General features: G+C 64.8%; 19 protein-coding genes, 1 tRNA gene, 1 other RNA gene and 2 pseudogenes. 20 read left to right on the plus strand and 3 right to left on the minus strand.

Annotated elements, in window-relative coordinates; all coding sequences use genetic code 11:
• A partial coding sequence (locus ASH01S_RS18850) for a hypothetical protein (protein ID WP_217996307.1) occupies window positions 1–482 on the plus strand: 482 nt, incomplete at its 5' end.
• A 199-nt stretch (window positions 483–681) separates the two neighbouring features.
• Here the strand turns inward: ASH01S_RS18850 and asnB are convergent.
• Window positions 682–2,529: an asparagine synthase (glutamine-hydrolyzing) gene (gene asnB / locus ASH01S_RS08125; protein WP_067926297.1), complete on the minus strand. Its 1,848-nt coding sequence runs from the start codon at window positions 2,527–2,529 to the stop codon at window positions 682–684.
• A 219-nt stretch (window positions 2,530–2,748) separates the two neighbouring features.
• Between asnB and ASH01S_RS08130 the strand changes: the two genes are divergently transcribed.
• From ASH01S_RS08130 to ASH01S_RS08175, 10 genes are all read left to right on the plus strand, one after another.
• Entirely contained in the window at window positions 2,749–3,084 is a 336-nt protein-coding gene (locus ASH01S_RS08130; RefSeq protein WP_083516944.1) for a late competence development ComFB family protein, read from the plus strand.
• Window positions 3,078–3,578, plus strand: a complete 501-nt coding sequence (gene tadA / locus ASH01S_RS08135) for a tRNA adenosine(34) deaminase TadA (RefSeq protein ID WP_174520724.1) — start codon at window positions 3,078–3,080, stop codon at window positions 3,576–3,578. Before ASH01S_RS08130 ends, tadA begins: the two co-directional genes overlap by 7 nt.
• A 23-nt stretch (window positions 3,579–3,601) precedes the next feature.
• Window positions 3,602–3,691 (plus strand) — tRNA-Ser (locus tag ASH01S_RS08140).
• Window positions 3,692–3,853: 162 nt separating this feature from the next.
• Window positions 3,854–3,953, plus strand: an RNA gene (gene ffs / locus ASH01S_RS19850) — signal recognition particle sRNA small type.
• Between the two features lie 143 nt (window positions 3,954–4,096).
• Window positions 4,097–5,257: a two-component system sensor histidine kinase NtrB gene (locus ASH01S_RS08150; RefSeq protein WP_067926299.1), complete on the plus strand. Its 1,161-nt coding sequence runs from the start codon at window positions 4,097–4,099 to the stop codon at window positions 5,255–5,257.
• 108 nt (window positions 5,258–5,365) lie between these two features.
• Entirely contained in the window at window positions 5,366–7,120 is a 1,755-nt protein-coding gene (gene dnaX / locus ASH01S_RS08155; RefSeq protein ID WP_067926302.1) for a DNA polymerase III subunit gamma/tau, read from the plus strand.
• A gap of 6 nt (window positions 7,121–7,126) precedes the next feature.
• Window positions 7,127–7,438: a YbaB/EbfC family nucleoid-associated protein gene (locus ASH01S_RS08160; RefSeq protein ID WP_067926305.1), complete on the plus strand. Its 312-nt coding sequence runs from the start codon at window positions 7,127–7,129 to the stop codon at window positions 7,436–7,438.
• A 3-nt stretch (window positions 7,439–7,441) separates the two neighbouring features.
• Window positions 7,442–8,041, plus strand: coding sequence for a recombination mediator RecR (gene recR, locus ASH01S_RS08165; RefSeq protein ID WP_067926308.1), 600 nt, complete (start codon window positions 7,442–7,444; stop codon window positions 8,039–8,041).
• A gap of 135 nt (window positions 8,042–8,176) precedes the next feature.
• Window positions 8,177–8,479, plus strand: coding sequence for a YaaL family protein (locus ASH01S_RS08170; RefSeq protein ID WP_067926311.1), 303 nt, complete (start codon window positions 8,177–8,179; stop codon window positions 8,477–8,479).
• 46 nt (window positions 8,480–8,525) lie between these two features.
• Window positions 8,526–8,798 (plus strand): pro-sigmaK processing inhibitor BofA family protein, encoded by a 273-nt coding sequence (locus ASH01S_RS08175; protein WP_067926314.1) that lies wholly within the window; start codon window positions 8,526–8,528, stop codon window positions 8,796–8,798.
• A gap of 435 nt (window positions 8,799–9,233) precedes the next feature.
• Here ASH01S_RS08175 and ASH01S_RS08180 read toward each other — a convergent pair.
• Window positions 9,234–10,733: pseudogene (locus tag ASH01S_RS08180) on the minus strand (putative polysaccharide biosynthesis protein); the annotation flags it as partial.
• A 32-nt stretch (window positions 10,734–10,765) separates the two neighbouring features.
• Between ASH01S_RS08180 and ASH01S_RS08185 the strand changes: the two are divergent.
• Together ASH01S_RS08185 and ASH01S_RS08190 are read left to right on the plus strand one after the other, a co-directional pair.
• The gene (locus ASH01S_RS08185) at window positions 10,766–11,368 is read left to right on the plus strand and encodes a manganese efflux pump (RefSeq protein ID WP_245628988.1); all 603 of its coding nucleotides are present in this window, start codon (window positions 10,766–10,768) and stop codon (window positions 11,366–11,368) included.
• 125 nt (window positions 11,369–11,493) lie between these two features.
• The gene (locus tag ASH01S_RS08190) at window positions 11,494–11,718 is read left to right on the plus strand and encodes a sigma factor G inhibitor Gin (protein WP_067926316.1); all 225 of its coding nucleotides are present in this window, start codon (window positions 11,494–11,496) and stop codon (window positions 11,716–11,718) included.
• A 5-nt stretch (window positions 11,719–11,723) separates the two neighbouring features.
• Here the strand turns inward: ASH01S_RS08190 and ASH01S_RS08195 are convergent, their stop codons facing one another.
• Window positions 11,724–13,154, minus strand: a complete 1,431-nt coding sequence (locus ASH01S_RS08195; RefSeq protein ID WP_067926472.1) for an NAD-dependent malic enzyme — start codon at window positions 13,152–13,154, stop codon at window positions 11,724–11,726.
• 147 nt (window positions 13,155–13,301) lie between these two features.
• Here ASH01S_RS08195 and ASH01S_RS08200 point away from each other — a divergent pair, with 147 nt between their 5' ends.
• The 7 genes and pseudogenes from ASH01S_RS08200 (at window position 13,302) to rsmI (ending at window position 18,922) form a co-directional block, all read left to right on the plus strand.
• Window positions 13,302–14,684 carry an aminotransferase class I/II-fold pyridoxal phosphate-dependent enzyme gene (locus tag ASH01S_RS08200; RefSeq protein ID WP_067926319.1) on the plus strand — a complete coding sequence of 461 codons (1,383 nt, stop codon included), beginning with the start codon at window positions 13,302–13,304 and terminating at the stop codon, window positions 14,682–14,684.
• A gap of 21 nt (window positions 14,685–14,705) precedes the next feature.
• Complete coding sequence (tmk, locus tag ASH01S_RS08205) at window positions 14,706–15,317, plus strand: dTMP kinase (RefSeq protein ID WP_067926322.1); 612 nt, start codon at window positions 14,706–14,708, stop codon at window positions 15,315–15,317.
• A 125-nt stretch (window positions 15,318–15,442) separates the two neighbouring features.
• Complete coding sequence (darA, locus tag ASH01S_RS08210) at window positions 15,443–15,772, plus strand: cyclic di-AMP receptor DarA (protein WP_067926325.1); 330 nt, start codon at window positions 15,443–15,445, stop codon at window positions 15,770–15,772.
• On the plus strand, window positions 15,759–16,853 hold the full coding sequence (locus tag ASH01S_RS08215; RefSeq protein WP_169794207.1) for a DNA polymerase III subunit: 1,095 nt from the start codon (window positions 15,759–15,761) through the stop codon (window positions 16,851–16,853). The genes darA and ASH01S_RS08215 overlap by 14 nt, the downstream gene beginning before the upstream one ends.
• A gap of 56 nt (window positions 16,854–16,909) precedes the next feature.
• Window positions 16,910–17,548, plus strand: a pseudogene (locus ASH01S_RS08220) (PSP1 domain-containing protein); the annotation flags it as partial.
• 26 nt (window positions 17,549–17,574) lie between these two features.
• Window positions 17,575–17,877, plus strand: a complete 303-nt coding sequence (locus ASH01S_RS08225) for an initiation-control protein YabA (protein WP_067926335.1) — start codon at window positions 17,575–17,577, stop codon at window positions 17,875–17,877.
• A gap of 88 nt (window positions 17,878–17,965) precedes the next feature.
• Window positions 17,966–18,922: a 16S rRNA (cytidine(1402)-2'-O)-methyltransferase gene (rsmI, locus tag ASH01S_RS08230; RefSeq protein WP_067926337.1), complete on the plus strand. Its 957-nt coding sequence runs from the start codon at window positions 17,966–17,968 to the stop codon at window positions 18,920–18,922.
• Window positions 18,923–18,981: the final 59 nt, after the last annotated feature.

The raw sequence follows: 18,981 nt of genomic DNA on the forward strand, positions 1-18,981 counted from the left end.
CTTTGGACAGGCAACTGCCTGGAAAGATTGCGGCGGCGTTGGACAAGCAACTGCCCGGGAAGATAGAGGAGGCCTTGGATAGGCAGCTGCCCGCGAAGATTGAAGAGGCCTTGGACAGGCAACTGCCTGGAAAGATTGCGGCGGCGTTGGATGAGCAGCTGCCCGGGAAGATTGAGGCCGCGTTGGACCGTCGGCTGGATGCCGCTCTGGAAGAGAAGTTTGAGAAGGTGTGGCTGCCGCGCATTGAGCGCATGATGGACGCCAGGTTTGCGGAATTCAAGCAGATGTTGGTCGACTTCGCGGAGGGCATCTCACGGCAAATTGAAGACCTGCGGAAGGAAAACTCGCGACTTTGGAGCCAATACTCATCCTTTCGCGACAGCACCGAAGGGAATGTGCTGCGCCATGAAAAGCGCCTGAATGACCACAATTGCCGCTTGGCAACCTTGGAGGAGGAGATGCGCCTGGCGCAGCAGGGCTAGTGCCCAGTCTTGTCGACACGGCGCCGTGTCTGCCCTGTTGTCTCGGGTCTTGCTCCGTCGGTCGAATTGGCTTGGTGCAGCCCCATCTCGACCAGCGGGATGGGGCCGCGATGTATGTTATCGGCCTCGAATCCTTAGGATTCGCCGCCGCTGGCTCGCGAAACAGGGCCCGCCGAGCCTCGCGGCCACACGTGATCCCCTACACAATGCGCACCTTGTAGTCGCGCAGCCAGCGGTCTATCTGCACCAAGTAGTGGAACATCTGGGCGGTCCCCGCGATTTGGCCGTACCAGGGATGGTGCTCGCCCTTCTTATAGCTGGACGCGGCCAGCTGACGGATGGCGTCGGTGTCAATCAGCGGGCGAATCGGAGCGTTTGCGTCCTCCAGCATGGCCAGGGCCAGGGAGCGGGTCGTCTCCAGGTAGCGCGGGTTCGGATCGGACGGGTAGGGACTCTTTTTGCGGGAGAGCACGTCGTCCGGCAGGTAGCCGCGCATCGCCGCGCGCAGCACCCCTTTCACCTGACCGCCGATGGTTTTCAGGTGCCATGGGATGTTGAACACGTATTGCACCAGCCGGTGGTCGCAGAAGGGAACGCGCACCTCAAGGCCGGTCGCCATGCTCATTCTGTCCTTCCTATCCAGCAACGTGGCCAAAAACCGGGTGATGCTCAGGTAGCCAATTTCCCGCACGCGCGCTTCGCGGGTGTTTTCTCCGGGCAGCTTCGGCACCTCGGTGAGCGCGTCCCGGTACCTGTCGGCCACGTATGCGACCGGGCGGATGGTCGTTTGCAGCTCCGGCGACATCACGCGGACGCGTTCGTCCAACTGCAGCGACCAGGGGAAGGTGTGGGCTGTCAAGGCCTCTTCCCGGTGAAACCACGGATATCCGCCAAACACTTCGTCGGCCGCTTCCCCCGACAGCGCGACGGTGGCGTCTTGCTTGATGGCCTTGCAGAACAGGTACAGCGACGTGTCAATGTCGTACATCCCCGGCAGGTCGCGGGCGGCGATGGGCGTGAACAGGTGCTGCAGCTGTTCCTCCATGCCGAACACGACGGGGTGGTGCCGGCTGCCGATGAACTCGCTGACGCGGCGCGCCCACGGGGCGTCGATACCGGTTTGAAAGCTATTGGCCTCGAAGTTTTCCGCCATATCGACGAAGTCGATGGAATAGGTGTCCAACGGCGGCAACCCGCGCCGGCGATAGGCTTCGGCGGCGATGGCTGACACCGCGCTGGAGTCGACCCCTCCCGACAGGAACGTGCACACCGGGACATCGGAGACCAGCTGCCGGTTGACGGTGTCCACCAACAGCTCCCGCACCTTGGCGACAGTCGTCTCGGCGTCGTCGGTGTGGGGCTCTGCGGTCAGTTGCCAGTAGGGATGCTCGCGCGCATAGCCCTCGTTGGCCAAAAGGTAGTGTCCGGCCCGCAGCTCCTTGACACCGTGGAATACGCCGTGTCCGGGCGTGCGGCCCGGTCCGATCAAAAACACCTCCGCCAGCCCTTCCGCGTCCACGACCGGATCGACCAATGGGTTGGCGAGCAGTCCCTTCAGTTCGGAGGCAAACAACAGCCCGCGCCCCCGCTGCGCGTAGAAAAGCGGTTTGACGCCCAGCCTGTCACGGGCCATGAACAGGGTGCGCGCGGCTTCATCCCAAATCGCGTAGGCGAAGATGCCATTGAGCTTTTCCAGCGCGGCGGGCCCCCACTCCACGTAGGAGAGGAGCACTACCTCGGTGTCGGAGTACGATTGAAACCGGTATCCGCGGGCCGTCAGCTCCTGGCGCACCTCGTCGGTGTTGTACAGCTCCCCGTTGTAGGTGATGGTATAGGAGCGTTCTCCAAAGCGGCGCGTCATGGGCTGCCTGCCGCCCTCCGGATCCACCACAATCAGGCGGCGGTGGGCAAATGCGGCCGACTGGCTCAGCCACACGTCCGAAGCATCCGGGCCGCGGCAGGCCATCGTCTCTCCCATCGCGCGGATGGTCTCCAGCTCTCGGGTGAGGTCCCGTTCCCAGTCAACCCAACCAGCGATTCCACACATCGGCAGGCCTCCCCGCTTCGTGTTGTCAAGTCAGGGTAACCTATGCGCGACACGCCCAGGGGGTGCAAACGCCCAGAACGTCACCCGCGCGGAGGCTGGATGTTGTCCGCTCGTGCGGCCGAACCCTGAAAAACAGGGCAGCTGAATGCGGCAAAAAGGTATACACTAGGAGTACAGTCGCGCCCTCACAATTCGGCTGCAGGGCGGGAGGGGTGTACAGTGTCTTTGTACAATGTGACCGAAATGCTCGCCCGCATGGTGTTCGACCAGGCGCTCGCGGGCCACGGCAAGTTGGCCTGCGAGTGTCCGCGCTGCCGGGACGACATCCTTGCCTACGCGCTCAATCGCCTGCCTTCCCGGTATGTGACCAGCGATCTCGGGCAGGCGTACGTGAAGGCCCAATACCTGGATTCGCAGATGCAGCTCGACCTGTTGCGCGAGCTGACCATCGCCGCCCTCGCGGTCGGGGCAAACCCGCACCACGAAATCCCCCGGGAAACACGGACAGAGGCGCTGCCGGAGGCGTGCCGGACGGGGGAGGCGGGCGGATCGTGAAGCGGAGTGGGGATGAACACTACATGTCGTTGGCGGTGGAGGCCGCACGCAGGGCGGCCGCGCTCGGCGAGGTGCCCATTGGCGCCGTCATTGTGCAAGGCGGCGAGGTGGTCGCCACGGCCCACAACCTGCGCGAAACCTGGGCCGATCCGACCGCCCACGCGGAGCTACTGGCGTTGCGCGCGGCGAGCCGGCGCCTCGGAACCTGGCGGCTGGCGGAGTGTGACCTGTATGTGACCCTGGAGCCGTGCCCCATGTGCGCGGGGGCGGTTATGCTGGCGCGGGTGCGGCGCTTGATCTATGGGGCGGCCGATGCAAAGGGCGGGGCTGTCCAGTCGAAGCTGTCTGTGCTTCAGCCGGGGCTGTGGAATCACCAGCCGGAAATTTCCGCTGGCATCCTGGCAGAAGAATGTGGTATGATACTCAAGGACTTTTTCCAAGGCCTGCGCAGGAACAATCGGTCTGCCGCGGTGGCGGACGAGTCCTGCGGATGAGGATGCGCACACAGGTCGAGCATGGAGAGATGTCCGAGTGGTTGAAGGAGCTCGCCTCGAAAGCGAGTAGCCCTGCAAGGGGCTCGTGGGTTCGAATCCCACTCTCTCCGCCAGCCGCGAAAGCGGCAAAGTGACCACCGCGTTTGGCGCAACGCGGGAGCCGTAAGGCTCGGACTCGGCGCAAATGGCTCGTTGCCATTTGCGCTTTCCTCCTGAAATTCTCCCATGACAACCGGACCCAGGCCTATTCAGGCGCGCCTTGTGGTCAGGAACCAAATTGGGTCCCATGCGGCGAAACCTTCCGAACCGTGTCAGGTCCTGGCGGAAGCAGCACTAAGGAAGTGCTTTCGGGCGACGTGGGCGCACCTGGTTTGGTTCCTGGTCAGAGGGCGCGCTTTTGCGTATGGGCTGCATCGTCGAGGTCTGTCGAGTGCATAGAGGTTTTGTCGAGCGTGCAGGAAATCTCCGGCTGGCGGGGAATAGCTACACAACTGCACAGCCAGCAGGAGGGAACCGCGATGCACGACAACACTGAGCCTGGGGCACAATGGCCGGATCAACTGACCAAGCTGCTTGACAGCATGCCGCTGTGGGCGCGCGCGATGAATGCGGGGCTGCTCTATCTGGATGAAGATTTGGACGTATTTGTGCTGAACGATGTGGCCCGGGAACTGCTGGGAGACCGGCTGGAGGTGGGCGTGGCCGCCCGCTTGTCGGACTGCCTCCCGGCGGACCGGGACGCGTATCGTCTGCTGATGGATACGGTGCTGACGCGGGAGCCGTTGCGGGATCGCCTCGTGGCCTGGGAGTCGCACGGGCAGCTGCGCCATCTACTGGTGGACAGCTATCCTCTGCAGAGTTCCGGCAATCGACCGGGTGGCATGCTGGTGATGGCGAAGGACCTCGGCAGCCTGACGGCGATGGAGCAAAACATGCAGCGAACAGAAAAGCTGGCTACGGTAGGAAAAATCGCCGCTGGCGTCGCGCACGAGATCCGCAACCCGTTGACGACGGTCCGGGGATTCCTGCAGATGCTCAGCGAGCGCCTGGGCGCTTGTGGCCTGCAGGAGGAAATCGGATACATCGAACTCATTATGGAAGAGATTCAACGCATTAATAACCTGGTCACCGAGTTGCTGCTGCTGTCCAAACCGCGGCGGATGCGGAAGGAGCGGTGCACGGTTGCGGCGGTGTTGACGGACCTGCAGCCGGTGATAGCCGCCGATGCGCTGTTGCGCGGCGCAGAATTCACGCAACATTTGGAGGATGATGCCCGCCGGGCCTGGATCTGGGCGGACGTGGCGATGCTCAAGCAGCTCATCATGAATCTGGCGAAAAACGCGCTGGAGGCCATGGAGAACGGGGGCCGGTTGGGCATCAGGGCGACGGTGGAGGGAGGATGGCTGCGCCTGGATGTGTCCGACACCGGGCCGGGCATTCCTCCTTACCAGACGGACAAGATATTCGAGGAGTTTTTTACCACCAAGGACAAGGGCACCGGTCTCGGACTGCCCATCTGCCAACGGATTGTCGCCGATCACGGCGGGAGCATCCGCGTCTTTTCCAAAGGCTTTGGCACCACCTTTTCCGTCTTCTTGCCGCTGGAAAGCGACGCGCGCAGCGCCTCGGCGCCGTCAGCCTGTGCATCGGCCGATGCGCGCTCTGCGAGCGCCAGCTGAGCCGCATTGTGGGTTTGTCTGGCCCCTTTTCCTGTGCTACCTTTAAGGGAGTTCTCAAGGCCGATGCCGATAGGGATAGCGGTGTCCTATGCAGTAGGGGGTGGTGGGGTGTCGTACCAGGCCATATACCGGGCGTGGCGCCCGCAGACGTTTTCGGATCTGGTTGGCCAACCGCACGTGCGGCAAACGCTGACGAACGCCATCCTGCGCGGCCAGGTGGCCCACGCCTACCTATTCTGCGGGCCGCGCGGCACGGGCAAGACCAGTGCCGCCAAAGTGCTGGCCAAGGCGGTCAACTGTGAGGCGCTGGTGGGGGCGGATCCCTGCAATCGCTGTGAGGCGTGCGAGAGTATCAATCAGGGGACGAACGTCGACGTGGAGGAGATTGATGCGGCTTCCAACCGCGGTGTGGACGAGATTCGCCAACTGCGCGACAAGGTGCAGTACGCCCCTGCCAGTCTGCGGCGCAAGGTCTACATCGTGGACGAGGTGCACATGCTCACGACCGAGGCGTTCAACGCCCTGCTGAAGACGCTGGAAGAGCCGCCCGCGCATACGCTGTTTGTGTTGGCCACTACCGAGCCGCATAAGATTCCGGCGACCATCATCTCGCGCTGTCAGCGGTTTGACTTTCGCCGCATCGAGCCAGAGGCGATTGTCGAGCGGTTATCCGAGGTGTGCGAGAAGGAAGGCTGGCAGGCGGAGCCGGAAGCCCTGTGGCGGATTGCGCACGCGGCGGACGGAGGCCTGCGGGACGCACTTGGCCTCTTGGAGCAGACGGCCGCGTTTGCTGCCGGGGCCATCCGGGCCGCCGACGCCGCGCACGTGATGGGCGGTGTGGAGACGGAGGGGCTGCTGGGCCTGGTCACGGCGCTGGCGCAAGGCGACGTGGCGAAGGTTTTGGCCGACTTGGCGGGATGGTACCGGGCCGGGAAGGACCCGGGACGGATTGTGCATGACCTGCTGCAGACCCTGCGCGACGTGTTTGTCGTCAAGCTGTCCGGCGGCGATGCGCAGATGGGACCGCTGTTGGGCGCCTATCAACAGGCGGCGGTCGGTTGTTCGCAGGCGTGGCTGTTGACGGCGGTGAAAAAGCTGGGGGAAACGTACACCAGTATGCGCTATGTTGAACAGCCGCGGCTGGCGCTGGAGGCGGCGTTGCTGACGGTGGCCACTGAGCAACCGCCACAGACGGTGCCGGAGCGGGCCGACGGGACGCGGGCTAGGACGGATATGCCGCGCCCGGGAGGAGCAGGCCCAAGCGCCGTGGATGCGGGGGATGCTCCCGCCGGGCGCGCGCCGGTCGCCCGTGCTGGGGACGAATCCGCCGGGCGCGCGCCGGTCGCCCCTGCTGCGGACGCATCCACAGAGGGAGACACGGGTGGCCGCGGCGCCGACAGCGCGCCGGCCCCCAGGCGCTCGGCTGCCGGGCAAAGCCGCAAGATGCAGGTGCTGAAGCAGTTGGCGGCCGCGGCCAACGCGGATGTGCTGACGCGTGTGCAGGCGGCCTGGCCGGACGTGCTTCAGTGGGTGCGCGGGCAGCAGATTCAGGCGCACGCCTGGCTGATGGGCGGCGAACCGGTGCTGGCGACCGAGGACACGGTGGTCATCGCCTTTGCCAGCCGCATCCACCGCGACGCGGTAATGAAGCCCAATGTCCGCACGCTGATTGAACAGGCGCTGTCCGAGGGGTGCGGCGCGCCGCTGCGCTTTCTCGCCCTGCACCGGCCGGATTGGGAGGCGTTTTCGGCCGAACAGAAGCGTGGCCTTGCCCAGGCGGCCGGGGACGACGGCCAGAGCTTGGTGGCCAAGGCGGTGGAAGTGTTCGGCCAAGATGTGTTGGAGATCATCGATGGAGAGTGAATACGCGTGAAGAACATGAATCAGTTGATGCGTCAGGCAAAAAAGCTGCAGGACGAGATGATGAAGGCACAGGCGGCGCTGGCCGAGCGGGAGATTGAGGGCAGCGCGGGCGGCGGCGTGGTCAAGGTGCGCATGAACGGCCACAAGGAGCCGCTGGCGATAGAGATCGCCAAGGACGTGGTCAACCCGGATGACGTGGAAATGCTGCAGGACTTGGTGCTGGCCGCTTTGCAGGACGCGCTCAAACAGGTCGACGAGCTGGCGGAATCGGAGCTGGGGAAATACACGCGCGGTCTCAACCTGCCCGGGTTGTTCTAAGCGATGCAGAGTTACCCGGCGCCGATTACACACCTGGTTGAGCAGTTCATGAAGCTGCCCGGCATTGGCCCGAAGACGGCCAGCCGCTTGGCGTTTCACGTTCTCAGCATGGACCTGGCGGATGTTGAGGAATTCGCGGCGGCGCTGCGCGAAGTCAAGCTGAACCTGAGCGAGTGCTCCGTCTGCTGCAACATCACCGACGTCAATCCCTGCCGCATTTGTTCCGATCCTTCGCGCGACGAAACCGTCCTCTGCGTCGTGCAGGACGCGCGGGATGTGGCGGCGATGGAACGGACCAACGAGTACAACGGCCGCTACCACGTGCTGCACGGCGCCATTTCCCCGATGGACGGCATCGGCCCCGGCGACATCCGGATTCGCGAATTGGTGCAGCGCCTGGCCGACTCCAAGGTGCAGGAGGTCATCCTCGCCACTAATCCGAACGTCGAAGGCGAGGCCACGGCCATGTACATCTCGCGTCTGCTCAAGCCGTTTTCGCTGAACGTCACCCGCATCGCGCACGGCCTGCCGGTCGGCGGCGACCTGGAGTACGCCGACGAGGTCACCCTGGCGAAGGCGCTGGAGGGGCGCCGCCAGGTGTAAAGGCGTGGCCGACCGGCCGCCAGCGTGTGCAGCGGCGCGGATGTTTGCATCCGTCCCCGCTCAGGAGCGAGTCATATTGTCCCACTCTCTTGCCTATGATCTACTAATTCAAGCGACAAGGGAGATGGGAGCGGCATGAAGGGGAACGCCCATCAGCCACAGGTCCATGGGCACCGCATCCGCCAGCTGCAGAGTATGGACGGACAGCTCGATGCCGACCTGCTCATCCAGGAGCTGGTCCTCGCCAAACGCGAGATGGAGATGGCGCGCAGCCAGTTTGACCACGTGGTGGATCCGCGTTTGGTCGACCACACGGTGTTTCGGATGGGGGCGGCGGAGCAGCAGTTCCGATACCTGCTCAACTTGGCGAGGGAGCGGGATATCCGCGTCACCGGGCTGAACTGGCTGTGGGCCGAGTCGGACCCACCCGGGCCGTGAGGGTTGTCCATGCCGCCTCAGCCCCTGAGGGGAGGAGCGCATCCACATGTCGCACACATCGTTGTATCTGTGGGCAGCCCTCGGTCTGATTGCCGTCATCGTGCTGGCCCAGGCCGCCCGTCACCCGGGGCAGGTGCTGGGCAAGCTTATCCGCAGCGCCGCCGCCGGCTGCCTGTTTGTGCTGGTGGTGAATTGGCTGGGCCACTATGTGCAGTTTCACCTGCCGTTCAATCCGTTCACCGCGCTGACGGCCGGGCTGCTTGGCATTCCGGGCGTGTTGGCGCTGGTGGTGCTGCACCTGTGGGTGGTGCCCGGGTGACGCCCGCCCGGGTGCCTGTACTGAGCTGCGGCCTTCGACCACTCGCATCGCCGATGTCTGCCCGCGCCGCCCAGAAAATGGGGCCGGTGCGGGCTGTTTTCATCTGTGTCGATGGGTTGATCTGGACGACGATCCGACCGTCGATCCGGCCGTGACCCGCGCGGGCTGCAGCCGCGCGGCCAGACGGGTGAGGCGAGAGCCCACTAGCGGCAGGCTGCCCAGCTCGTCGGGCGTCACCGCCCGCAGCCGGATGCCGGCCAAGAGATACGCCACCGCGCCCAGTCCCAGCGCCACCACGAGCTCTATCCAGGCCACCAGCACGGTGTGCCGACCGGCCAGCGCCACCCCCAGCAGGTACCCCAGCCAGGAGCCTGGAAGCAGGACCAGGCAGCAGACCAGGGAGGCCGCCAGCGCCGGCGCCATCTCGCGCACCAGCGAGAAACGGATGTCACCGTACTTTTTCACCGCCAGCACGTTCAGGCAGGAGGAACACAGGTAGCCGATGGTGGACGCCACGGCCGCTCCAATGACGCCCAGCGGAAGAATGAGCGCCAGGTTGAACAGCGTCTTGATGGCGACGCCGATAAACATGTTGCGTACCGGCCGATACATCGCGCCCAGCCCTTGCAGCATATAGGTCGAAATCAGCTCCAGGCCGCTAAGGACGCTCATCACCGAGACGCTGGCGATGATCACCCAGCCGCTGTGCGTGCCGTACAGCGCCAGGTCGATGGGGCGGGCCAGGGTCAACAGCACGGCGGCCGTGGGAAACGTGATGAACATCATCGAGCGGATCGTGCCGGCGATGTTGCGCTCGACTTTCCGGCTGTCGCCCAGCGCGCGGGCGTGGGCAATCGCCGGCATGACGGACGCGCCGATGGCGTAGGCAAACGACAGCGGGATGTTGATGAGCGGCAATGCCTGCCGGGTGAGGATGCCGAACTGGCTGGTCGCCTGGTGAAACGTGTCGCCGCCCCACATGAGAAAGTTCTGCACTGTCAGGGAGTCAATCTGCCCGGAGATCGGCACAACCATGGCGCCCAGGCTGACCGGCAGCGCATAGCGGTAGAGAACGGCCAGCGACTGCCGACGCGACTCGCTGACCCGCCAATCGCCCCGCTCTTGACGAAGGCGGCGCCGCAGCGGGATGACGGCCGCGGCCAATAGCACCAGTCCAGCCAGGGCGCCGGTGAACGCCCCGAACGTCGCCGCCGCCGCACCGCCGGCGATGTTGCCCGGATCCCACACGTCGACCACCAACCAAGCCCCGACGACGATGGTCAGGACGCGGACCAGCTGCTCTACCGCCTGGGAATAGGCGGACGGCGCCATCTGTTGAAATCCCTGCATATAGCCGCGCAGGGTACTGAGCGAAGGGAGAATCAACAGACTTGGCGCGAGCGCGCGCACCGACCACACCACCTGCCCGACCCCCACGTCGGCCGCCTTCAGCGCCACCAGGTGAGCGTAGAGCGGCGCCCCAAACCACATGAAAAAAAAGCAGCACACGCCAAATGTGTTCACCACCAGGAGTGTGGTGGAGAACATCTGCTCCACATCCGCGTATCGCTTTTTCGCGCGCAGTTCGGAGATCATGCGGCCAAGGGCGGTTGGGAATCCGGAGGTGGAGACCACAAGCAGGATGTTGTAGAGCGAATAGGCGACGGAGTAGATACCCAGGCCCTCTGGGCCAATCAGATAGTTGAGCGGGATGTTGTAGATAAGGCCCAGAAACTTCGCGAGCGCAACGCACGCCACCATGATGGCGGCGCCTCTTGCCAGGGTCGACGTGGCCGTGGGGACACACCTCCAATCGCAAGGCAACAGCATTATAGCACAAGCCGCTCCCTGCCACGCCTCGTGCAGCCATCCCCGGACGCATCGCCCGGTGAGCAAACGGCCCTTCGGCAGAAACAGCGACAAGCAGGGCGTCATAAGGTGTATCACAGACCGGAGGTGTCGCCCGATTGGATTTGCATCTTGTCACCGTGGCTATGATTGCCGTGGCGTCCAATCTCGACAACGCCGGGGTCGGCATCGCCTACGGCGTGCGCGGGATTCGGATCTCATGGCTGGCGAACCTGGTCATCTCCCTGATGTCCGGCGTGATGACGTGGGCGGCCGGGAGCTTGGGGCACGCGTTCAGTCGCTACCTTCCGGTGCGCGCCGCCGCAGCCCTCGGCGGCAGCATCATCATCTTGGTCGGGCTGTGGGTGCTGTTGGAGCCCATTCGCAGCAGCCGCGTGGACAGCGGCGGACGTACGGTGGTCACGCAGATTCTGCGCGATCCGGTCAAGGCAGACCTGGACCGGTCCCAGACCATCAGTCTGCGCGAGGCGGCGATTCTCGGCGTCGCGCTGGGGCTCAACGCAATTGCCGGCGGGTTTGATGCAGGCATCTCGAATATCGGTGTATGCACCACCGCCGTCGCCGTCGCCGCCGTCGGTTTTCTCCTCTTGGCCGTCTCCGCTTGGGTGGGCCGCCGCTTTGCTGCCCCCTACGTGGGCAACCACGCGGCGTATCTGGCCGGCATCCTGTTGCTGGCGGTCGGGATTCATCAGATTTGGTAGGGTATAGGGCGGACCGCGGCTTCCCATAATGGTAGGAGAAGTAGTGGGAGAGTCCATCTACTGCACAGCTTCTGCAGCGGGCGCCCGCCGCCATTCAGGGCACAGTGCGAGGTTGGTGAGAGACGGTGGCAAAGCGAAAGAGTCCGGGACAGCGCTGCATCATCTGTGACCGGATGCGTGAAATCGGGATTGTGGTGTGGGGGCGGTTTATCTGTGCCGAATGCGAGCAGGAGATTGTCTCCACGGACACCTCTGAACTGCGCTATCAATACTACGTGCAACGGTTGAAGCGGCTGCGCCCAGGCAGCGCGGATGATTCGCTCTCCGAGGCGCAGCGCACCTACCTGTGAACGGCTTATTCGGCGCCCTGCAGTGCCAGCGGCGACTCCCGGCGGGCGACGCCCGACTTGTAGGCCGCCTCGGCCACGGCGCGGCTGACCGCCTTGACGACGTGGCGATTGAAGACGCTGGGGATGATGTACTGCTCGTTTAACTGATCATCCCGCACGCAGCTGGCAATCGCCTTGGCTGCCGCCAGTTTCATCGCTTCGTTGATGTCGCTGGCGCGCGCGTCCAGCGCCCCGCGGAAGATGCCGGGGAAGCACAGGACGTTGTTGATCTGGTTGGGATAGTCCGAGCGTCCGGTCGCCAGGATGCGCACGTAGGGTTCCGCCTCCTCCGGGGCGATCTCCGGCACCGGGTTGGCCATGGCGAACACGATTGGGTCCTTGGCCATGCGCTGGAGGTGCTCCACCTTGAGCACGCCCGGGCCCGAGACGCCGATGAACACATCCGCGCCCGCAATCGCATCGCCCAGGTCTCCCGTGCGCCGCTCTGGGTTTGTGTTTTCGGCGTACCAGTTCCACATCGGGTTGTCGTAACGACGTCCGTATTCAATGATTCCGGCCCTGTCCACGCCGACGATGTTGCTCACGCCGGCTGCTTGCATCATCTTCGTGCAGGCAATGCCGGCCGCCCCTATGCCGACCACCACCACCCGCAGGTCCTCCAGCTTTTTGCCGACCAGCTTGACCGCGTTGAGCAACGCGGCCAACAGCACGACCGCCGTGCCGTGCTGATCATCGTGGAACACCGGAATGTCCAGTTCTTCGCGCAGCCGTGACTCGATTTCAAAGCAGCGCGGCGAGGAGATGTCCTCCAGGTTGATGCCCCCAAAACTCGGTGCAATCGCCTTCACGACGCGGATGATCTCCTCCGGGTCTTTCGTGTTCAGGCAGACCGGGAAGGCGTCCACGTTGGCAAACTGCTTGAACAGCATAGCCTTGCCTTCCATCACCGGCATCGCCGCCTCCGGTCCGATGTCGCCGAGTCCCAGCACGGCTGTGCCGTCGCTGACGACAGCCACCGTGTTGCGCTTGATGGTCAATTGAAACGCTTTGGCCGGGTCTTCATGGATGGCGGTGCAGACGCGGGCCACATCCGGGGTGTACACACGCGAGAGGTCGTCGCGGTTTTTCACCGGCACTTTGGCGTGCACCTCAATCTTGCCGCCCAAGTGCAACAGGAACGTGCGGTCGGACACGTTGATGATAGAGATGCCGTCCTGCGCCGACAACGCGCGAATGACCCGTTCCCGATGAGCCTCGTTGTGGACGTTGACCGTCACGTCACGAATGACGTATTCTTTTCCAACATGAATCACGTCCACGGCGATGATGTCGCCGCCGGCCTCGCCAATCGCCGCCGCGACCTGGCTAAAGCCAGAACTGCTGTGGATCTTCAGCCGCAGGATGAGGCTCAAACCCGCATTCTGCTGGATGGACATGCCCATACCTCGCTTCCCGTTTTCGAAGGTTGTGGTCATCATTGTATCATAACAGTGGATGAGGATTGTCTGATTGTGCGGATTTCAGCGGTTGGGATACGCGGCTTGTTGGATTGGGGGTAGATTGGCATCGCAGAAACGCCGATTTTGGACGCGTTGGTTCAGCACATTCAGTTGGAGTACGCCAGTCTGCACATCCCTGGCCACCAGCAGGGTCGTGTGGGCTGGGAGGCTTTTCTCTCCTTTCTCGATCGCGGCCTCATGCTGGACCTGACCGAGCTGCCGGGGCTTGATGACTTTCACAACGCCAAGGGGTGCATCGCCCGTTCGCAGCAATTGGCGGCTGTGGCGTACGGATCCGACGCGTGTCTGTACAGCGTCAACGGTTCTACCGCCTGTGTCATGGCGGCGCTCAAGGCGGTGGCCTGTCCCGGCGACGCCGTGCTCCTGGCCGGCCCGTTTCACCAAAGCGCCTGGCGCGGGCTCGTCTGGTCCGGCGCGCGGGCGTGTCTGGGGCGGACCGGCTTTGCCTCCGACCGCCAATTGACGCTCCCGCCCACCGCCGACGAGGTGGCCGCCTGGCTGGATGCCGGCGACGCCGTGCAGGCGGTGTTTCTGACCTCGCCCATCTATCAGGGGCTGGCGGCCGACGTGCAGGCCATCGCCCGGGTGGTGCACGCGCGCGGGCTGCCACTGATTGTCGACGAAGCCCACGGCGCCCACTTCGGCTTGGTTCCCGAGTTTCCTCCGCACAGCGTGGCGGCGGGGGCGGACGTGGTCATTCACAGTGTGCACAAGACGCTGCCCGGGCTGACGCAGACTGCCTGGGTGCACGTGCAAGGGCCGCGCGTGGACCGCGAACGGCTGCGGGAGGCGCTCTTGTTCCTGCACTCCACCAGCCCTTCCTACCTGCTCCTGGCCTCCCTGGACGCGGCGCAGGCCTGGCGGGAGGCGGAAGGGCCCGACAGCGCGCGCCGGACGCTGGCCCGGCTCGCCGCCTTTGACCTGTTGCCGGCAGAGGGGGGCGATGGCTTTCGGATCGATCCGCTGCGCCAATGGCTGCCAACGGGCGATAGGGCAGCCAGCCGGCGCCTGGTGCAGGAACTGGCGGCGCGCGGCCTGTTCCCTGAATATGCCGATGGCCAGGGGGTGCTGTCGGTGTTTGGGCTGGGGGTGGGCGAACGCACGCTCGCCCGCTACCAGGAGGCGGTGGCGCGCTGGCGGACGGATTTTCAGCCCCAGCCCGATGCGTCCGAAAGCGGGCTGTGGCAGGCTCTGGCCCGGGCGCATGCGGTATTGGATGTGGCGCCGGCGGAAGCGGACTCGGCTGGCTGCGAGTGGGTTCCCATTGCCGCCGCGGTCGGTCGTCTTGCCCAGCGCATGGTCACCCCATACCCGCCCGGCGTGCCGCTCATCCTGCCTGGCCAGCGGATTGGGCCCGAGCATCGCGACCTGCTGGCGGCGGTCTGGGGAAGCGGGTACGATGTACAGGGAGTGACGGATGACGGGGAGATTGCGGTCATCTGTTGACGATGGAGGAGGTGGACGCCGGTGTTCATCAGCTTTGAAGGTATCGACGGGGCGGGCAAGACGACCCAGTGCGACCGTTTGGCGGCGAGGCTGCAATCGCTGGGGAAGCCGCTCACGCGGGTGCGAGAACCGGGCGGGACGCCGCTCGGGGAACGGATTCGCGCCCTGCTGCTGGACGTGAACGAGGCGCCGGCGGCGGCGACCGAGGTGCTTCTGTACGCGGCCTCCCGCGCCCAGCTGGTACAGCAGGTGATTCGGCCGGCCCTGGCCGAGGGGCGCGTCGTCCTGTGCGACCGGTTTGTCGACGCGAGCCTCGCCTACCAGGGGGCTGGGCTTGGCCTCGGCGTGGAGCCGGTGCGCGCCGTCAATGAGATGGCCACCGGCGGTTTGCTACCCGACGTAACTTTCCTGCTGGACCTGCCGGTTGCCGTCGGGCGGGCGCGGTTGGCGGCGTCCGGGCAACCGCGCGACCGCATGGAGCAGCGGGATGAGGCGTACTTTGAGCGGGTGCGTGCAGCGCTGCTCGACATCGCCGGCGCGGACAGCCGCCGTGTGCGGGTGGTCGATGCCACTCAACCCGAAGACGCGATAGAGAAGGAGATATGGAACCATATCGCGAATTGGTTTATATAGCTGAGTATTGCCGGAAACCTCGGCACAGGCCTGGATGCCAAGCACCCTGAGCCATGCGCCCCAAGCGGGCTGGCGGGAGACGGCGGCCGCGCATCCGGGCGCATCGGACAGGGGGGACAGCGACGATGAAGATGGTCATCGCGGTCGTGCAAGACAAGGACAGCCCCAAACTAGCGCAGAACCTGGTCAAACATGACTTTCGGGCGACCAAACTGGCCAGCACCGGGGGCTTTTTGCACGCGGGCAACACCACCTTCCTCATCGGCGTGGAGGACGAGCAGGTGCAGGACGTGCTCGACGTCATTCGGCACAGTTGCCGCTCGCGCGACCAGGTGGTTACGCCGATGGCGACACTGGGCAGCCAGTTGGAGTCGTACGTTCCATATCCGGTCTCGGTCCAGGTTGGTGGGGCGACAGTGTTTGTTCTCGACGTGGAGCGCTTTGAGCAGTTTTGACCGCGCGCTCCGGGAACACCGGCAGACAAATGGGGAGTGGGCGATGGGAGTGCTTGCGCCGTTTTCGGCTTGGCCCTTCCAGAACGAGGGGCTGGCGAGCTTGTACGAGCGGATCGCCGACGGGCGGGTGCCACACGCCATTCTCTTGACCGGTTGGAGGGAGGCCACGGCGCCGTTGTCGGAATTTTTGGCAAAGACTCTGCTGTGCTCGGGGGAACCGGCGCCTTGCGGAGTCTGCGACTCCTGTCAGCAGTTCGCGGCCGGCAGCCACCCGGACTATGCGCTGCTGGACGGCGCCCGGGAGGGCATTCGCACTGGTCATGTGGAGGCGTTGCAGCAGCAGCTGATGGTGCGCGGACACGGGCAGCGGGTGATATACGTGCTGCGCGAGGTGGACCTGGCGACGCCGATAGCGGCCAACCGGCTGCTGAAGACCCTGGAGGAACCGGCCGCCCCGATTGTCGCCATCCTCACCACCGCGTATCCGGAGCGGGTGCTGTCCACGATTCGGTCCCGCTGCTTCGCCTTTCCGGTGGCGGGCGCGGAGGCAGGCCAGGACCCGTGGCCGCGGGCGCTGACGGCGGGGGATGGGGAGAATCCGGAGGCGGGAGCGGTTGCCAGCGATGCCCAGTCGCCGGAGGAAGACAATCCGGAGGCGGGCGGCCCGGGTGCGATGGGGCACGCCGCCGACAACCCGGCGGAAAAGGGGTTTGCCACGCTTCTGCCGCCAGTGATACAATGGACGCAAGCTTGGCTGGATGGCGAGGAGCCGGCCTTGCTGTTGGCAGAACGCTTACAGAACATGGCGGCCGATGCGCCCGGCGAGGACGCATGGTCGCACGTTTTATGGATTCTTTCGGCCTGGTGGCAGGACCTCCTGCACACCAAGGTCGGCCAAGGCCCCATCCGGTTTGCGGACCACCCCGGCGCGCTGAAGCGGCAGGCGGAGTCCGCGGATATCGGGCAGTTGACCGAGGGCATCCAGTTGTTGTTGGACGCCCAAACGCGGCTGCGGTCGCACGTGGCGGCCGCGCTCAATGCGGAGCAGTTGTGCATCCGATTGCGGCGCCTGCGGCCGTGACCCGCCACAACCAGGGTTGGCCCGCGGCCGGGTGACGGCACCGGGGGGCGAATGGAGTGTACACCGTTGTCGGCGTTCGGTTTAAATCGGCCGGAAAGATTTATTACTTTGACCCCGGGGATTATCAGGTCGCGAAGCATGATCACGTCATCGTCGAGACGGCGCGTGGCGTCGAGTACGGAGAAGTGGTGGTGGGGCCACAGCAGGTCAGCGCAGACGATGTGGTGTTGCCGCTGAAAAAGGTCGGCCGTGTCGCCACCGCGGCGGACGCCGAGCAGGTGGTGGAGAATCAGCGGCGGGCGAAGGAGGCCATCGCGGTCTTCAAGCAGAAGATTGCGGCGCATCGCCTGCAGATGAAATCGGTCGACGCGGAGTACACGTTTGACCGCGCCAAACTCATCTTCTACTTCACCGCCGACGGGCGTGTGGATTTTCGCGAACTGGTGAAGGACCTGGCGTCCGTCTTTCGGGTTCGGATAGAATTGCGCCAGATTGGCGTCCGCGACGAAGCCAAGATGCTCGGAGGCATCGGGCCCTGCGGACGGCTGTTGTGTTGCAGCACCTGGATGGGCGAATTTGATCCCGTTTCCATTCGGATGGCGAAGGACCAAGGCCTTTCGCTCAACCCGACGAAGATTTCAGGCCTATGCGGCCGGCTGATGTGTTGTCTGAAGTTCGAGAACGATGTCTACCAGGAACAGGGGACGTTGATCTAACCGTCATGGACAAACAGTCGCTGTTTGTGCAGGTCGCAAACCTGGAGGAACGGATCGGCGAGCTGTATGTGGAGCTGGGATCGCTCAAACAGAAAATCCAGACCCTGATTGAGGAAAACCAGCAGCTGGAGCAGGAAAAGGAGCGCTGGAAGCGGCTGGCGACCGGCGAAGAGTTGGAGACCGTATCCGGGCTGGATAACCTGTACCGAATTTATAAGGAAGGCTTTCACATCTGCAATGTGAAGTATGGCAGCCTCCGCACCGAGGGGGAGTGCTTGTTCTGTCTCGGTTTTTTGGACAAAAGCTGAGCCCGTGCAAGGGGCGGCCGCGTGCCGCCCCTTCTCTGTTCGGGCGCCCTGCCGGCTCTGGGGCGGGCAGGGGTATGGGAGGGCGTCGATGGTTTTCGTACAGGACAGCTTTGCATCGGAAAGGCCGTGCCTGTGGGTGTGCAGCACGCCCATCGGCAACCTGGATGACGTGACCCTGCGGTTGCTGGACGTGCTGCGCGCGGCGGACATCATCTGCGCGGAAGATACACGGCAGACGCGCAAGCTCCTGGCCCGCTACGAGATCCACGGCAAAACGCTGGTCAGCTATCACCAGCACAACGAGACCGCGCGCCGCGCGGCCTTGCTGCGTTGGTGGGCAGAGGGAAAGCGGGTGGCGCTGGTGTCGGACGCGGGCACTCCGCTTCTGTCCGATCCGGGCGAGGACGCGGTGTCGTTGGCGCTGACGCGGGCGGTTCCGGTCATCCCGGTGCCCGGGCCGAGCGCGCTCCTGGCAGCATTGGCGGCGAGCGGCGAATCGCTGGTGCCGTTCACCTTCGTGGGGTTTTTGCCGCGGCGGGAGCGTGACTTGGAGGCGGCGCTGGCCGACATCGCACAGCTTCCGGGCAGTGTGGTCTGTTATGAGGCGCCGCACCGCCTCGAGGCCACGCTGCGCGCGCTGGCCGCCTGGTTTCCTGGGCGCCGGGTGGTCATCGCCCGCGAGTTGACCAAACGCCACGAGCAGTTTGTCCGCGGGACGGTGGAGGAGGTATTGGCCTTCGTGCAGGAGCAGGGGGTGCGGGGCGAGTATGTGCTCATCCTCGAGGCGACGCGGTGGCTCGGCGCGTTGCGCCCGGGCTCCGACGGCCCCGCGGGCGGCTCGGCTTCACCCCCATCCGGCGCAGGCGGGGCCGATACGGTGGCCATGGGTGACGGGAGCGACCGGATGGCCGCCGCCATCTCCGATGTTCAGGCGCGCATGGCGGCCGGAGCGACGCACACCCAGGCGGTTCGCGAGGCGGCGCAGGCGCATGGCGTCCCGCGGCGGCCGTTGTACCAAGCGACCCTGCCGCGGGGCGGGGCTTGAACGACGCCTCTTCTCTATCCGTTCTCTCCGTCTGGAAACTGCGGGGGAATGTCAGGTGA

Source organism: Alicyclobacillus shizuokensis NBRC 103103 (assembly GCF_001552255.1).
Taxonomy (GTDB): domain Bacteria; phylum Bacillota; class Bacilli; order Alicyclobacillales; family Alicyclobacillaceae; genus Alicyclobacillus_G; species Alicyclobacillus_G shizuokensis.

What these genes read in the sequence shown, in the direction of transcription:
- asnB (WP_067926297.1), bottom strand. Translation starts at nt 2,529, where the DNA reads ATGTGTGGAATCGCTGGTTGGGTTGACTGGGAACGGGACCTCACCCGA.
- ASH01S_RS08150 (WP_067926299.1), top strand. Translation starts at nt 4,097, where the DNA reads ATGCACGACAACACTGAGCCTGGGGCACAATGGCCGGATCAACTGACC.
- recR (WP_067926308.1), top strand. Translation starts at nt 7,442, where the DNA reads ATGCAGAGTTACCCGGCGCCGATTACACACCTGGTTGAGCAGTTCATG.
- ASH01S_RS08170 (WP_067926311.1), top strand. Translation starts at nt 8,177, where the DNA reads ATGAAGGGGAACGCCCATCAGCCACAGGTCCATGGGCACCGCATCCGC.
- ASH01S_RS08175 (WP_067926314.1), top strand. Translation starts at nt 8,526, where the DNA reads ATGTCGCACACATCGTTGTATCTGTGGGCAGCCCTCGGTCTGATTGCC.
- ASH01S_RS08195 (WP_067926472.1), bottom strand. Translation starts at nt 13,154, where the DNA reads ATGTCCATCCAGCAGAATGCGGGTTTGAGCCTCATCCTGCGGCTGAAG.
- darA (WP_067926325.1), top strand. Translation starts at nt 15,443, where the DNA reads ATGAAGATGGTCATCGCGGTCGTGCAAGACAAGGACAGCCCCAAACTA.
- ASH01S_RS08225 (WP_067926335.1), top strand. Translation starts at nt 17,575, where the DNA reads ATGGACAAACAGTCGCTGTTTGTGCAGGTCGCAAACCTGGAGGAACGG.
- rsmI (WP_067926337.1), top strand. Translation starts at nt 17,966, where the DNA reads ATGGTTTTCGTACAGGACAGCTTTGCATCGGAAAGGCCGTGCCTGTGG.